Source organism: Massilia pinisoli (assembly GCF_024753285.1).
Classification (GTDB): domain Bacteria; phylum Pseudomonadota; class Gammaproteobacteria; order Burkholderiales; family Burkholderiaceae_D; genus Telluria; species Telluria pinisoli.
This window is the reverse complement of record NZ_JANUGW010000001.1, coordinates 54,754-70,699: the sequence shown is the minus strand read 5'-3', so window position 1 is coordinate 70,699 and position 15,946 is coordinate 54,754. Positions and strand designations below refer to the sequence as shown.

Annotated in this window: 8 protein-coding genes; 3 read left to right on the top strand and 5 right to left on the bottom strand. The window is 67.2% G+C overall.

The window, feature by feature from the left end:
- Position 1: 1 nt before the first annotated feature.
- The 5 genes from NX784_RS00275 to NX784_RS00255 all read right to left on the bottom strand — a co-directional run bounded on the left by NX784_RS00275 (position 2) and on the right by NX784_RS00255 (position 10,388).
- Positions 2–1,081 (bottom strand): SGNH/GDSL hydrolase family protein, encoded by a 1,080-nt coding sequence (locus NX784_RS00275; RefSeq protein WP_258814668.1) that lies wholly within the window; start codon positions 1,079–1,081, stop codon positions 2–4.
- A 47-nt stretch (positions 1,082–1,128) separates the two neighbouring features.
- The gene (locus tag NX784_RS00270) at positions 1,129–4,002 is read right to left on the bottom strand and encodes a glycoside hydrolase family 31 protein (protein ID WP_258814667.1); all 2,874 of its coding nucleotides are present in this window, start codon (positions 4,000–4,002) and stop codon (positions 1,129–1,131) included.
- Between the two features lie 37 nt (positions 4,003–4,039).
- Positions 4,040–5,701, bottom strand: coding sequence for a GH35 family beta-galactosidase (locus NX784_RS00265; protein WP_258814666.1), 1,662 nt, complete (start codon positions 5,699–5,701; stop codon positions 4,040–4,042).
- A gap of 118 nt (positions 5,702–5,819) precedes the next feature.
- Complete coding sequence (locus tag NX784_RS00260; RefSeq protein ID WP_258814665.1) at positions 5,820–8,129, bottom strand: glycoside hydrolase family 95 protein; 2,310 nt, start codon at positions 8,127–8,129, stop codon at positions 5,820–5,822.
- A 54-nt stretch (positions 8,130–8,183) separates the two neighbouring features.
- Positions 8,184–10,388, bottom strand: coding sequence for a beta propeller repeat protein (locus tag NX784_RS00255; RefSeq protein ID WP_258814664.1), 2,205 nt, complete (start codon positions 10,386–10,388; stop codon positions 8,184–8,186).
- A gap of 15 nt (positions 10,389–10,403) precedes the next feature.
- On the opposite strand from NX784_RS00255, the gene NX784_RS00250 reads away from it, so the two are divergent.
- The 3 genes from NX784_RS00250 (at position 10,404) to NX784_RS00240 (ending at position 15,785) form a co-directional block, all read left to right on the top strand.
- On the top strand, positions 10,404–10,700 hold the full coding sequence (locus NX784_RS00250) for a hypothetical protein (protein ID WP_258814663.1): 297 nt from the start codon (positions 10,404–10,406) through the stop codon (positions 10,698–10,700).
- Positions 10,701–11,008: 308 nt separating this feature from the next.
- A complete protein-coding gene (locus NX784_RS00245) occupies positions 11,009–14,071 on the top strand; it encodes a TonB-dependent receptor (protein WP_258814662.1) in 3,063 nt (1,020 codons plus the stop codon).
- Positions 14,072–14,213: 142 nt separating this feature from the next.
- Positions 14,214–15,785, top strand: a complete 1,572-nt coding sequence (locus NX784_RS00240; RefSeq protein ID WP_258814661.1) for an aldehyde dehydrogenase (NADP(+)) — start codon at positions 14,214–14,216, stop codon at positions 15,783–15,785.
- Positions 15,786–15,946 lie beyond the last annotated feature (161 nt).

Sequence of the window (15,946 nt, the reverse complement as noted above, 5' to 3'; positions counted from 1 at the left end):
CTTACCAGCCCACTTTCTTCTTGATGAACGCCGTGAGGACCGCGGCGTTGTCGCGCTGGTGCTTCAGGCGCGGGTGGGCGGCGTAGCCGGTGAACGGGAAGAACACCGAATCGATGCGCGCGTCGCCGTGCTTGCGCATGTCTTCCACCGCCGACTTGATGTAGCCCGGCCACTGCGAGCCGGGGCGCGTCGCGTCCATGCTGCCCAGCGCGCACACGATGTACGCCTTCGGGTACAGCTGGCGGATGCGCTTGACGAACGTCTCGTAGGCGGCGACGCGCTGGGCGTCGTTCGGTTCCGGCTGCAGCTGGTGCTTGTCGCCGATCAGCCAGCGGTCGTTCTGCATCAGGTTGATGACGACGACATCCGGCGTCCAGCTGGAGAAGTCCCAGTGCGTGTCGTTGTTGCCGACGGCGCTCAGCTGGTCGTAAAAATCCGGCATCGTGAACGGGAACCAGCTGATCATGACGCCGATGCCGCTCTGCGACGTCTGGTGCAATTCCGCGTTCAGGTTGCGCGCCGTGATGGCGGCGTACGACAGGTAGCTGTTCTTGTCGCGGATGACGTCGTCGCGGGCGTTCATCGGCGCTTCGTCGCCCATACCGCTCGTGATGGAATCGCCAAAGACCTCGATGCGCCGCTTCGGACGCTCGGGCGGTGCCAGCATCTGGCCGCCGTCGGCGAGCTCCAGCCCCCGGAACGTGGTCGCGCCCTCCTCGCCTTCCGTGCGCTTCGTGATCAGGAAGCTGTGCTTGCCGGGCGGGAGGCCAGCCGCGACTTCGTACGCCTTCGTGCCCTGCGCGGCCTCGATGATCAGCGGGGCCGCCGTGTCGCCGTCGATGAACACGTTGAAGTAGTTCTTGCCCCGTTCGTCGTCCAGCGTCACGGACAGCGACGTGCCCGTGAAGTTGCCCGCAATGGCCGTGTTGGGCCACGTGATGACGGGCGCCGCGGGCGCGGAAAAATCGATGCGGCCCGTGTACTGGAGGTTCTTGTCGGTGGGAGCGACGGCGACGCCGGCGCTGGCCAGGCCTGCGTGCAGCAGCGCGGCCAGGGCAAAAGTGAGAGTCGATCGTTTCATCTTGCAGCTTTCAGGAATGGAGGCGTGCGTGCGCCTCCGTGTTGTCATCACAGCTTCACGGTCACCGGCTTGCCGTCATAGGTCACGGTCTTGTCGGCCGCGTCCATGTTCGCGCTTGTCGCCACGCCGGGCTTCAGCAGGCGCACCTTGATCTGGCGCGTCTGCGGCATGCCCTTGTACTTGCCGGTGCGCGCGCCGATCTTCACGGTGCCCGTCTTGTCGTCGTAGCGGAACGGGATGCGGCTGTACTCGCCGCGCGCGTAGGCGTTCGTCACGCCGTCGTCCTCGTAGAGGCTCGCCTCGCCGCTGGCGCCTGCGTACACCTGCAGCACGAGCGGCGCATCGGGCTTCTCGTCGACGTATTGCGTGACAGGGCCAGTCGGGATCACGGCGCCCGTACGCACGAACACGGGGATGCGGTTCAACGGTGCCGGCACGGTGGCCGTCGTGCCGCCGGCGTAGCGCTTGCCCGTGTCGAAGTCGTACCAGTCGGCGCCGGACGGGAAGTACACGGTGCGCTCGCGCGCGCCATAGCTCGTCACGGGCGCCACCATCAGCGCGTGGCCGAACAGGTACTGGTCCTTGATATCCTTGACCTTGTCGTCGCGGGGGAAGTCCATCACGAGGCCGCGCATCATGGTGCCGTTCTCGTAGTGCGTGTCCGCCGCCATCGAGTAGATGTACGGCATGAGGCGGTAGCGCAGCTTCAGGTAGCCGACCATCGAATCGCGCATCGCGTCGTCGCCCGCGGCGATGTTGTAGATCTCGCGCTTGACGACTTCGCCGTGCGAGCGGAACAGCGGGGAGAACGCGCCGAACTGGAACCAGCGCAGGTTCAGCTCGCGCCACTCCTTCATGTCTTCCGGCTTGGCCTGGTCGTTCGTCGTCGCGCGGTTTTCCTGCGCGGAGCCCACGTCGCCGTACTGGAACCGGTTTTCCTGCGCATAGCCGCCGATGTCGTGCGTCCAGTTCGGAATGCCGGACATCGAGAAGTTCACGCCGGACGCGATCTGGTCGTACAGGTTGTTCCAGCGACCGGCCGTGTCGCCGCTCCACACGGCGACCGAGTTGCGCTGGATGCCGGCGAAGCCCGAGCGCGACAGGATGAACTGGCGCTTGTCCGGCTGGTCGCGGCGCAGGCCGTCGACCATGCCGCCCGAGTGCACGAGGCTGTACGGGTTGAACGTGATCTCGCCGGGGCCGTAGACGGTCGGGCCGATCAGCTTTTTGAAATCTTCCAGGCGCGAGTTCGACAGGACGTCCGGTTCCGTGTTGTCCATCCACCAGGCGTCGAAGCCCTTGTCCACGAGCTTGTGCTGCAGCTGGCGGTAATAGATGTCGCGCGCTTCCTGCGTGTACGGATCGTAGTGGCTGTTCTTGTAGCCTTTGCCGACCCAGTCCAGCGCGCCGTCCTCGACGTTCTTCGTCCACATATGGCCCTTCGCCGCCAGCTCCTTGTAGTTGTCGGTATTGGCGTAGAACTTGCCCCAGATGGAGATCATGATGTGCGCGTGCTGCTTGTGCACGGCGTCCACCATGCCCTGCGGATCGGGGAAGCGGACCTTGTCGAAGTCGTGCGAGCCCCAGCCGTCTTCCGGCCAGTAGAACCAGTCCTGCACGATGTTATCGAGCGGCCAGCCGCGCTTGCGGTATTCCGCCACCGTATCGAGCAACTGCTGCTGCGTCTCGTAGCGCTGGCGCGACTGCCAGAAGCCGTATGCCCACTTCGGCATCATCGGCTGCTGGCCCGTGAGCAGGCGGTAGCCACCGATCACGTTGTCCATATTGTCGGCGCTGATCACGTAATAGTTGATGGCCTCCGCGATCTCGGACGACAAGGTCAGCGAATGGCGCGCGGGCGCCGGCAGCGGATCGTTGTGCGTCATCGCGACCATGCCGCCCGACGGCTTCCACTCCAGGTGCAGCGGGACCGGCTTGTCCTTCTCGAACGTCACTTCGAAGTTGTGGTACCACGGGTTCCAGCCCTGGCGCCACACATCCGTCACCTGCTTGCCGCCCACGGTGAGCGTCGCGTAGTCGGACGCGTACAGCTGCATCTTGTGCACGCCGGCCTTCGGGCTCGCCATCGCGCCGTCCCACACGACCTTGACGTCCTTGCCGCCCAGCGCCTTCAGCGGCGGCAGCTCTTTCGGCCAGTGCTCGGCCACGTCCTTCAGGTACTGGTACGCGATGTCCTTTTCCTGCCGTGTGAGCGCCAACTTGCCGTCGATGTAGTAGCGCGCCGTGAGGCCGCCCGGCTTGCCGTCGGCGTCCGTCAGCGCCAGGTCGCGCGACAGCCATGCGTACGGCGTCGGATCGCCGAAGCGCGAGATCGAGTTGTTGTCCCACAGGACGCCATAGTTCTTGTCGGAGACGACGAACGGCACCGACGCGATCATATTGTGCTGCTGCAGCAGGACGTCTTCGCCGTTGTAGTTCATCTGGGCGTTCTGGTGCTGGCCCAGCCCGTAGAACGCGTCCTTCGTGCCATAGTTGAAGCCTTCCTCGATCGCGAGGAACGGCTTGCCGCCCACCGTCACGGGCTTCATGGCTTCCGCGGCCTGCGTGAGGAAAGGCTTGCCGGCGGCGTCGAAGAAGCGCACCTGGCCGTCCTTCAGCGACACGCGCGCCGACACCTTGCGCGCCTTCAGCGTGACGGCGTCCTTGGCTTGCGCGACCGTGAACGCGCAGCCGCACGGCTTCGCGACCGTCATCAGCGACGGCGTCAGTGGCTTGTCCGCCGTGTCCAGCTTGACGACGTGGACGATGTTATCCGCCATCAGTTCGAGGCGCACGAGCTTCGCCGGGCCGGCGTCCGGATGGACGTCGATGCCGCTGGCGGTCTTCTGGACGGTGGCCGCGAAGGCCTGTCCGCCGGCGGCGAGCAGCAGCGCGGCGGCCGCGATACGGGTCAAATGCATGGTGGTGTCTCCAGGTTGATTCGATCGTCGCATAGGTTCAATACGTTCCCATCCGGACCTTCAGCACGGTCGGCGCGGCCGGCAGGTTCAGGCCGTAGTCGGTCTGGTCGCCGTTCCAGTTGCGCTCCATGACCCACTTGCCGTCCGACTCGAAATGGCCTTCTTCCACACGCGCGTGCATCGCCGGCTTGCCGGCGTTCGGCCCGTTGCCCGACAGCGTCACGCGCACCTGCTGGCCCACGATGACGAATTCGTCCGGGCCGATCTGCGCGATGGCGGCGCCGCCGGACGGCTTCTCCGTCCCGTCCGGATAATCGTTGGTCTGTGCGTGCGGGTCGCGCTCGCCGAACTGGAATTCGCGGTACGACAGGCGCGCATCCCAACCGTTCATCGCGATGGTCTGGGCGCCGCGGTCGTCGCCCTCGGCCGCGCCGTACGTGCGCCCTTCCGAAGCCCACTTCGCCCACACGCGCTGCATCGGTGCGAACACGTCGTAGACCTTGGCGAACGGCTCGACCATGCGCTTGTCCGTGTACTTCGAGCCGAGCGGGTAGTTGCTGTACGACGCGTAATCGATACCGAACGGCGCAACGCCGAGCGCACCCTTGCCGATGATCTCGTAGACATAGCGCGCATAGCCGGCCGCGTTGCCCATCTCGGGCACCATCAGCGGATTGTCCGGGCGCTGGAACAGTTGCAGCGTGGCGCTGACCTTCTTCGATTCCGGCATGTAGATGTCGGGCGCGGCGAAGTCGATGTGGGGCGCGGCGCCCTTGTAGATGCCGATCACGTCATAGGTCGGGCCGCCGCTGGCGAAGTCGCCCTTCCACGGCGGCGTCGGCTCGCCCACGTGCGGATCGCGCAGCGCATTGTTCACGTACATCGGCAGATCGTACACCGAACGGCCCGCCTTCGCGATGTCCTCGATGTAGGAGGCGATCGCCCACGTGTGGAAGTACTGGTCGGCGTAGTCGCCGTACACTTCGCTCCATGTGCCCTGCTTCGGCCGGCCGGCCGGCGGCGGCTGGTGCGCGAGGACGGCAGCCGGCACCGGTTGGCCGAACGCGGCCTGCGCGCGCGCCGCGAAGTCGCGCACGGTGCCATAGGTGCCGACCTCGTTCTCGACCTGCACCATGATGACGGTGTGCTTGTCGCCGTCGATCTTCTTCAGGTGCGTCATCAGTGCGACGAATGCCTTGCGGTCGGCGGCCAGCGTAGTCTCGCCGAACGGCGACAGGCAGTAGCTCGTCTTGCCGGCCTTGTCGATCATGCGCGGGAAGCGCTTGTTGTCGAACTTGACCCATTCCGGCGCGTACGCCGGACCCGTGTTCTTCCAGGTGCCGAACCAGAGCAGCACGAGGCGCATCTTGTGCTCGCGCGCCTGCGCGACGAGCTTATCGACGTAGCCGAAGTCGAACGTGCCTTCCTTCGGCTCGATCTGTTCCCACGCGACGGGGATCTCGAGCGTGTTCGCATGCGCGTCCTTCAGCGCGGCCCAGACTTTCGGCAGCGCGGCCGGATAATTGCTCGAATTCTGGGCCTGGCCGCCCAGCACGAGGAACGGCGCGCCATCGACCATCAGCGCGTAGCGGCCGTCCTTGCCGACGATGCGCGGCATGTCGGACGCGGCGTGTGCGGCATGGGCACACGTGGCAAGGAAGAAGCCCGCAGTCAGCAGGCGGGAGGACAGGGTTTTCATGCGCAAGCGGGTCTCCAGTTGTTGTCGGGGTTCGCGCAGCGGGCGGATCGCCGCCACGCTGCCTGATGGGTTGAACAGATACATCACATATTTTTCAGGCGGCCGCCGGTGCGGCCTGTCAAAACTGCGCGGCGTCGAGCGCGCGGCGCTCGCCCGGCCGAAGCGTCAGCGCCACGGTCTTGTCGCCGTAGCGCACCTTCGCCGTGCCGCCCGCGGCGACCGCGCGCACGGCCGCGGTGACGAGCCGGCCTTGACGCCAGCGCATGTCGACTTCGAAGCCGCCCCGTGCGCGCAAGCCCGTCACCTCACCGTCCGGCCACGCGGACGGCAGCGCGGGCAGCAGGTGGATCGTGCCGGCCTGCGATTGCAGCAGCATCTCCGCGATGGCCGCCGTCGCGCCGAAATTGCCGTCGATCTGGAACGGCGGGTGCGCGTCCAGCAGGTTCGGGTACGTGCCGCCCGCGTTCAGTTGCTCCGATCCGGCGCCGGCCTGTTCGCGCGCCCGCGCGCCCGGCGTCGCCAGCAGGCCACGCAGCATGCGCCAGGCGTGGTCGCCGTCGTACAACCGCGCCCAGAACGCCATCTTCCACGCCATCGACCAACCGGTGCCCGCGTCGCCGCGCGCTTCCAGCGTGCGCTTGGCGGCGGCGGCGAGCGCCGGCGTGCGCGCGGGGCTGATCTGGCGGCCCGGATACAGCGCGAACAGGTGCGACACGTGGCGGTGGGTGTCGCCCGGCGTGTCGAGCACGGGATCCTTCTTCTCGTCGAGCCACTCCAGCAGCTGGCCCCAGCTGCCCACGCGCGGCGCGGCGAGCTTGTCGCGCATTGTGGTCAACCGGGCGGCGAGCGGCGCGTCGACGCCGAGGATGCGGGCCGCTTCCGCCGTGTTGTTGAACAGGTCCCAGACGATCTCCTGGTCGTAGGTGACGCCATCCTCGACAGGACCGTGCTCCGGCGACCAGCCCTGCGGCGCGACGAGGCGGCCATCCGGCAGCACCTTCAGGTAATCCTGCCAGAACGCGCTCGCCTCCTTCATCATCGGGTACGCCACCTCGCGCAGGAACGCCTTGTCCTGCGTGAACGCATAATGTTCCCAGAAGTGCTGCGCATACCAGGCGCTCGCCGTCTTGTTCCACAAATAACCCATGCCGCCGAACGGATTCGATTCCGTGCGCACGGTCCAGCCGCGCACCGGCTTGCCGTCCCGGCCCTTGAATTCGGCGGCCGTCGTCTGGCGCCACATGGGTGCGACGCTCGTCACGAAGCGGAAGAACGGGTCCGCCGCTTCCGACAGATTCGTCACCTCGGTCGGCCAGTAATTCATCTGGACGTTGATGTTCGTGTGGTAGTCCGACTTCCACGGCGGCGTGACGCTGTTGTTCCACAGGCCCTGCAGGTTCGCGGGCAGCGAATCGCGCGAACTCGACACGAGCAGGTAGCGGCCGTACTGGAAGTACTGCGCTTCCAGTTCCGGATCGGCGCCCGCCTTCGTGTACGCGAGCAGGCGCGCGTCCGTCGGCAGCGCGCTGCGCTCCGCTGCGGTCGTGCCCAGGTCCAGCTGCACCCGGCCCAGCAGGCTCGCCACGTCGCGCTCATGGTCGGCGCGCAGGTCGGCGACCGGGCGGCTTGCCGCCGCCGTCACCTGGGCCGTCACCCGCGCCAGCGGATGGTCGCCGCGGAAGTGCCGCGCCGCGTCCGCCGCGTAGCTCGTGCCCGCGCCGACGATGATCGTCAGCGCATCGCAGCCGGAAAACACGAGGCGGCCATTCTCGATGGCGACCTTTCCGCCGTCGTTCACGACCTGCACCTGGCTCGCGTAATCCAGCGTGTTCGCTGTGGGCGCCTCGCCCGGCAGGGTCCAGCCGGCCAGCGTGCCCGTCGCGTACAGCCGCTGGCCTGCCGCGGTCAGGTGCGCGCCGTGGCGGTCGGACAGCGCGATCGACCCGGAATATTGGCCCGGCCGGTCGGCCGTGAGGCGCAGCACGATCACCTGCGCGGGATGGCTCGCCCACGCCTCGCGCCGGAAGTGCACACCGCCGTGCGAGTACGTGACGGCGTGGACGGCGTGCGCGAGATCCAGAGTGCGGTGGTAGTCGCGCGCATCCGTGTCGTGGCCCGGCAGGTCGACGACGACATCGCCGAACGGCTGGTACGCGCCCATCGACTTGTCATCGCCCGACCACAGCGTGATGTCGTTGAACTGCAGGTGCTCGCGGGCGACGCCGCCGAACACCATGGCGCCAATGCGGCCATTGCCGATCGGGAGTGCCTCGCGTTCCCAGCCATGATCGTTGTCCTGCGCCGGGCTGTCGTAGCGCAGCACCAGGTCGGGCGCGGCGGGCGCGGCGGCCGCGGCGGACGCAAGGCCCGCCAGCGCCAGTACGAAAAGCGCCCGGCGCACGGCCATCAGCGGGCGGCGGGAAATCATCGGATGCAATCGGCTACAACGCAGGGGCATGACAATCGGTTCCGTAAAGCGGGTTCAATTCGAAATTGGCTTGCCGTAGACGATGCCGCGGCCGGCCGTGCTCATGTAGACGACACCGTAGCGATTCATGTCGCCGACGATGAACTGGCCGTCGCCCGGCCCGCCGTACTGGTGGGCGTCGTCGTTGATGCGTGTCCAGGTGGCGCCCGCGTCGAGCGAGCGGTAGACGCCGCGCACGCCCTTCACGTCGCCCCAGATGTACACGGTGGGATAGTCGCGTCCCGGCGCCGCCTTGCCGAAGCCGACGGCCCCGCAATAGCCCACGGCCGCCAGCGGGGCGACATGCGCGCCGCCGTCCACGGAGCGCACGAGGCCCCCGTTCTTCAGTGCGATCCACACGTCGCCCGCGCGGCCGGGCGCCACGCGGACGAGGTGCGAACCGCCCGCGGGCAGGCGCGCGCGCGGGGCGAACGTGGCGCCGCCGTCCGTGCTGGCGAGCAGCGCCGCGTCGTCGTACGCATAGAACACGTGTGGGTCCACGGCGTCGGCCACGGGGCGCATCTTCGGCTTCGCGAGACCGGCGACCTGTGTCCACGTGGCGCCCCCGTCGGCCGACCGCCACACCTCTTTCGCGCGCTCGGGCGCATGCAGGATGACGGCGCCGTCGGCCGACATCGCGACCTGGCCCCGCGTGCCCTTGAGCGTCGCGGTCCGGGTCCACGTCGCGCCGCCGTCGTGCGTGACGAGCATGCTGTCGCCCACGCGCACCATCGTGCGGGGCATCTTCGCGGCGACGGCGAGGCCGGTGGTCGTGCCGATCTGCGGTTCGTGGATGCGGCCCGGCCGTGCCGGGTCGTCGTGCAGGAAGCCGTCGTAGTCGCCGATCGCCGACACGAGCGGGCCGCCCGGGATGCTGGCGAGGTCCAGCGGTACCGTCTCCTCGAGTCCGTCGACGGCGAACGTCCACGTGGCGGACGCCGCGTCGATGTTCGCCGTGCGGAACACGCCATTACCGGACGTGACCCACACCGCGTGCGTGTCGGCGGGGTCGAATTCGATGGAACCAGCCCAGTGGATCGCATGGCCCTTCAGCCACGGCACGCCGGCGTCGTCGCGCACGAAACCGCGCGCGACGACGTCCGTCCAGTTCGCGCCGCCGTCGCGCGACAGGAAGATGCGGTCGCCCTTCGCGTCGCCCTGCGGCAGGAAGGTGTTGATGGTCGAGACGACGAGGCGCTGCGGGTTTTTCGGATCGACGCTGATGCCGGCGAACGGACGCGTCCAGCCGGCCGGCGTGATGTTCGTCCACGTGCCGCCCGCGATCGCATACTTCCACACCTGGCCGCGGTCCATCGGTTCGCGGCCCGCGCGGTCGGGGTGCGGGCCGGCGCCGTTCGCGAACGTCACGACGAGGTTGCCCGCGCCGTCGAGCACGGCGCGCTGCGGCATCAGGTCGACGGGCGCGCCGGCCACGGGCTGGAACGTCGCGCCGCCGTCGTCGCTGCGGTACAGGTTCGGACCAACGGTGCCGAAGCGCGACACGCCTGCGAACAGGCGGCGCGCCTGCCCGCCGCGCACGCTCGCGGGATCGGGCACGACGAAGTCGATGCCCACGTCGTTCGGCGTCGTCGTCACGGACAAGCCGGCCACCCGGGTCCACGTGCGGCCCGCGTCCGCGCTCTTGAACAGGCCATCGCGGCGCGTACCTACATACAGCACCTTGCTGTCGGCCGGATCGACGGCCAGGCGCTCACCGTCCTGGCGGCCCATGCCGTTGCCGTGGGTCTTGAACTGGTTCGTGACGTCGACGGTGGAAAACGTCTTGCCGCCGTTCGTCGAATGGAGGATCGCGGTGCGGCCATCGTTCAGGTAGGCGATGCCGGCGAGAAGCCAGAGATTGTCGGCGTCGTGAGGATCGACGGCCAGTGCATCGACGCCGAGGAGGCCCGTCCGGCCTTCCGGCACCCAGTCGAGCAGCGCGGTCCAGCGCTTGCGGCGCGGGTCCCAGCGGTACGCGCCGCCCACGTCCGTGCGCGCGTACGCGACGCCGGGCGCGGCACGGGCCGGCACGACGGCCGTGACGAAACCGCCACCGCCGATGGCGACGCTGTCCCACCGATACGGCGCCCCGGGGTTCGGCGCCCCGGCGTTCTGCGCCCCGGCATACGGCGCCCCATTCTCCGCCTGCTGCGCGCCCGCGCTACCGGCCAGCAGCGCCAGCGCGACGGCCACCGCGGGGGCCAGCTTTTTCGACTTCATCGATCCGTCTCCATCATGCGTGTGCACCTGAACCGGGTGCGCATGAGTCTCCAACATTGTTTTGATATTGCTTATCGCTATGCTAAGCCAAGCGCTGTTTATGGCGCAAGGAAAATGTTCGCGCTAACAGCCAATTATCGCCCGGCGCGCGTGTTGCGCTTGTTTCGTGGCATCGCCGCTAAACATCATGAAACAGGACCGGATGGCAGCGCTGTCAACCCCGAGCTGTTGTTTTTCTCATACGTCAAGAAAAATATTTATCAGGCTATGAAATCGATTACGTATAACATTCGCCGGTGGGCTTGCTGCTGAGCAGTATGTCATACGCTAACACGAACGCCACGCCATGATTGCCGATTTTGTTCGAGATATCAGGGGCTTGGCGCAGGCCTGGGCGCCCTCTCCCCGGCCGCACTGCCGACAGCGGCGATCCCGCTGCGGCAGGGATTTTCCCGGCCATGCGCATGCAGCAGCGCATCGCGGTGACACACAACGTCCGCGCATATGCACGAATCGGGAAAAATTATGGTAGCGTATAACAACCAGTGTTAAGCATCACATCGACCTGGCTGTATGTTCGAGCTTGTTATAAAAACACTACCTGATCATCGGGGGAGACAATGAAGAAGTTCCAGAAAACCGCCATCGCGGCGGCGGTCGCGCACGTCGCCGTTCTTTCCAGCACCGCAGCTTGGGCACAAACCAGCAGTGACGCCAGTGCCGCAGCGAACGAACCGGCAGTGGCCGTCGTTCACATCAGCGGCCAGCGCGCCGCACTCCAGTCGGCGCAGAAACTCAAGCAGGATGCGGACGAAGTCGTCGACTCGATCGTCGCGGAAGACATCGGCAAGCTGCCTGACCGCTCGGTCACCGAGGTGCTGCAGCGTATCGCCGGCGTCACGATCGACCGCAACATGGCGGGCGACCCGAACCGCCAGTCCGTCGAAGGCTCGGGCGTGTCCGTGCGCGGCCTGACCTACGTGCGCTCGGAAATCAACGGCCGCGACGCGTTCTCGGCCGGCGGCGGCCGCTCGCTCGGCTTCGCCGACGTGGCACCGGAGCTGATGGCCGGCGTCGACGTCTACAAGAACCCGTCCGCGGAACAGATCGAGGGCGCCATCGCCGGCCTCGTGAACCTGCGCACCGCCATGCCGTTCGACTACAAGGGCTTCAAGGGCACGGCCGGCGTGTCGGAAAGCTATTCGACCCTGCGCAAGGGCGCGCCGTCCCCGACCGAGACGATCCTGTTGTCGAACCGCTGGAAGACGGACTTCGGCGAGTTCGGCGCCCTCATCGACTTCGCCCATGCGAAGAGCCCGACCCGCTCGGACGGCGTGGGCGTCGATCCGTATTGGCCGCACGTCAATTCGACCGATCCCGCGCTGTACGACCGCTCCCAGACCAAGTGGATCCCGCTCGGCGTCGGCTATCGCTCGCAGCAGTTCGACCGCACCCGCCGCGGCGACTACGCGGCATTCCAGTGGCGTCCGAACAAGGACCTGACGGCCGCGCTCACGTACTTCAAGACGAAGTACAAGGAAGACCTGGACGAGCACGTCGTGTCGTCGTCCGAGGACAAGTGGTACCAGCAGGTCGCCAGCGCGGATTCGGTCTTCAACAGCAATGGCGCGTTCCAGAGCGGCACGATCTCGAACCCGACGTACGGCGGTTCGCCGTTCAACAGCTCGCAGCGCATCAACACGCGCGAATCGAGCACGCGCGACGTCTCGCTGAACGTGCAATGGCGCGCGACGCCGGACCTGACGTGGACCAACGACGTGCAGCACGTCCACTCGACGACGCAGGGCTTCGACGCCGACGTGTCGACGGGCTTCATCATGCCGAACCAGACGATGGACATGCGCGGCAGCGTCCCGCAGATCACCCTCGGTTCGCCGGCCTACATGGCTGATCCGAACAACTACTACTGGGCCTACACGCAGGAAGCGGTAGATCACGCCACCGCCAGCCAGACGGCCTGGAAATCCGACGTCAAGTACGCGTTCGACCATCCGGTGCTGCGCGACATCCGCTTCGGCGTGCGCATGGCCAATCGCGAAGGCGTCAACAACAAGGCCCAGCCCTTCTACAACTGGCAGGCCATCACCTTCCCGTGGATGGAAGGCTGGCAGATCAACCACGTTGCCCGTCTGGGTGATCCGCGTTTCGCCGGCGGCGCGTCGCTGCAGCAGATCGACAACTTCTTCGGCGGCAAATACAACCTGCCTCCGATGCTGTTCGCGGACGAGGCGACGGTGCGCGGCTTCCCGGATCAGTGGGCCAAGATCCACGCGTACCACGACGTGCTGTGCGCGGAGAAGGGTTCGAGCTGCACGCCGTGGGTCGCGTCGAGCTTCACCAACCCGGCCGCAACGAACTCACAGAACGAGAAGACCCGCGCGGCATATACACAGCTGCGCTTCGGCTGGGACGACCTGAAGTACCCGATCGACGGCAACATCGGCCTGCGCTACGTGGCGACGAAGGACACGGGCAGCGGTTACGTCTCGTTCACACCGCCGACCTTGAACCTGCCGACGGACGGCACCCCGGTGTCGGGGCAGGAAAACCTGATCAACATCGCCCAGTTCGCGCAGCGCATGTCGGCCGAGAACACGTACCACAACTGGCTGCCGAGCCTGAACCTGCGCATGAAGGCCAGCGAGACGCTGCAGTTCCGCTTCGCGCTGGCCCGTTCGATGTCGCGGCCTGACTTTGGCCAGCTGCAGGTCCAGACGACGCTGAACGCGACGACGCTGCAGACGACCACGAAGAGCGCGGACGGCAAGACGACGTCGGTCCACTTCGACGGTACGAGCCTCGCCGGCAACAGCGACGGCAACGCGATGCTGAAGCCGACGACGTCGACCAACGTCGACCTGACGGCCGAGTGGTACTTCGCCAAGGCCGGCTCGCTGACCTTCTCGGCGTTCAGCAAGAACCTGAAGGACATCGTCACCACGCAGGCCTACAACTACACGGTGAACGACGTCAACGGCAAGCCGCAGACGTTCGTCGTGACCGGTCCGGTCAACGGCGCCAAGGGCTTCGCCCGCGGTTTCGAGATCGCCCACCAGCAGTACTACGACTTCGTCCCCGACTGGCTGAAGGGCATCGGCACGCAGGCCAGCTGGACGTACGTGGAGAGCGGGCGCAGGCTGAACCACCCGGTGTTCTCCGCATGGTGCCAGGGTAACGATGCGTCGTCGAACTACAACCTGTACATCAACGGTTGCGACACCGATGCGCGCGCGTTCGGCAACACCCCGCTGCAGGGCTTGTCGCGTCACACGATCAACCTCGCGGTCATGTACGAGCAGCACGGCCTGTCGATGCGCCTGGCGTACAACTGGCGCTCGCGCTACCTGCTGGGCGTGACGCAGTGGGGCAGCCGCGGCAACAACGGCCTGAACACGAATCCGGATTCGGGTGCCGGCCGCTTCCTGATCCCGACGACGAACAACGACCAGGCGTTCGGCCTGCCGCTGTACCAGGCACCGTACGGCCAGCTGGACGGTTCGATCTTCTACGACTTCACGGACAAGTTCCGCGTCGGCCTAGAAGCCACGAATCTGACCAACTCGTACACGCGCCAGATCATGCAGCAGCACGCCGGCGACTTCACGCGCCAGGTGTTCATGAGCGGTCCACGCTACACGGTGCTCGCGCAGTACTCGTTCTGACGACACGAATCCCGCGCCAGCGGGAATCCGTCGGATTGTCTACAATCGACGCTTGAACGACACCGCCGCCGCCGCGGCCCAAGAGGCCACGGCGGCGGCGCCGTTTCCGGCGTTTCCACTTCGCTTGACACAAGGAGCCAACATGAACATCCAAGGCGACATGATCATCGGCCGGCAGGCCGTGCACGGCAGCGCGGGCACGGTGCGGGCCTTCAATCCGGCCACGCGCGCCGAGCTCGAACCCGCGTTCGGGGCCGCCACCATGGACGACCTGGCCGGCGCCTGCCTCCTCGCCGAGGCCGCGTTCGACCCCTACCGCAACGCACCGCTCGAGCGGCGCGCACGCTTTTTGGAAACCATCGCCGACCGCATCATGGACATCGGTCCCCTGCTCATCGAGCGTGCATCGGCCGAATCGGGACTGCCGGCCGCGCGCCTGGAAGGCGAACGCGCACGCACGTGCAACCAGCTCCGCCTGTTCGCCAAGGTCGTGCGCGACGGGCACTTCCTCGCCGCGACCCTGGACTCCGCCCTGCCCCAGCGCACGCCGCCGCGCCCGGACCTACGCATGGGCAAGATCGGACTGGGCCCGGTGGCCGTGTTCGGCGCGTCGAACTTCCCGCTCGCGTTCTCCGTTGCCGGCGGCGACACGGCATCGGCGCTGGCCGCCGGCTGCCCAGTCGTCGTGAAGGCGCACAACGCGCACCTGGGCACGTCGGAGCTCGTCGCGAAGGCCGTGCGCCAGGCCGCCGAGGAATGCGGCATGCCCGAGGGGACGTTCTCGATGCTGATCGGGACCGGGTTCGAGATCGGCCAGGCCCTCGTGTCGCACCCGGCCATCAAGGCCGTCGGCTTCACGGGCTCGCGCGCGGGCGGGCTCGCGCTCGTGACCGCGGCGCAGGCGCGCAAGGAACCGATTCCGGTGTATGCCGAGATGAGCAGCATTAACCCGTTCTTCCTGCTGCCGGGCGCCCTCGCCGCGTGCGGCGCGACATTGGCCCAGGGCTTCGTCGACTCGTTGACGATGGGCGTCGGCCAGTTCTGCACGAACCCCGGCCTCGTGATCGGCCTCGCCGGCGCCGAACTGGACGTGTTCCGCACGGCCGCCACCGAAGCGCTGGCCGCCAAGGGCGCTGGCACGATGCTCACGGCCGGCATCCACCAGACCTATGTCGACGCCGTCGCCCGGCGCTCGGGCCTCGCCGGCGTGGAACTCGTCGCGCAGGGCGGCGCGGAAGGCTGCGGCTGCGCCGCGCAGGCCGCGCTGTACCAGACGGACGCCGCGACGTTCCTCGCCAACAGCGCGCTGGAAGAAGAGATCTTCGGGCCGACGTCGCTGATCATCGCGTGCGCGAATGAGAACGAACTGCTGGAGGTGGCGCGCCACATCGAAGGCCAGCTGACGGCGACGATCCACGCGACGGCCGCGGACCGCGACCTGGCCGGCCGCCTGATGCCCACCTTGGAACGCAAGGCGGGCCGCATCCTGTTCAACGGGTTCCCGACCGGCGTCGAGGTGTGCCATGCGATGGTGCACGGCGGGCCGTTCCCGGCCACGTCGGACAGCCGCACGACGTCGGTCGGTGCGACCGCGATCGAACGCTTCCTGCGGCCCGTGTGTTATCAGGACGTGCCGGCGGAGCTGCTGCCGGAGGCACTGCGGGACGAGAATCCGCTGGGGCTGGCGCGGATGGTCGACGGAACGCTGCAGTAACGCTTGGGCTCACGCGGATGGTGGATGGTTCGCGGCGGTAACGTAGGGTGGACGGCTTGCCGTCCACGCGGCGATACGCGGCGGTTCTAAACCTCTTTCCGATATCGGAGCCGCGTTAACGGCTCCGATATCGGACGCATGCCCATTCACGTCAACTATCA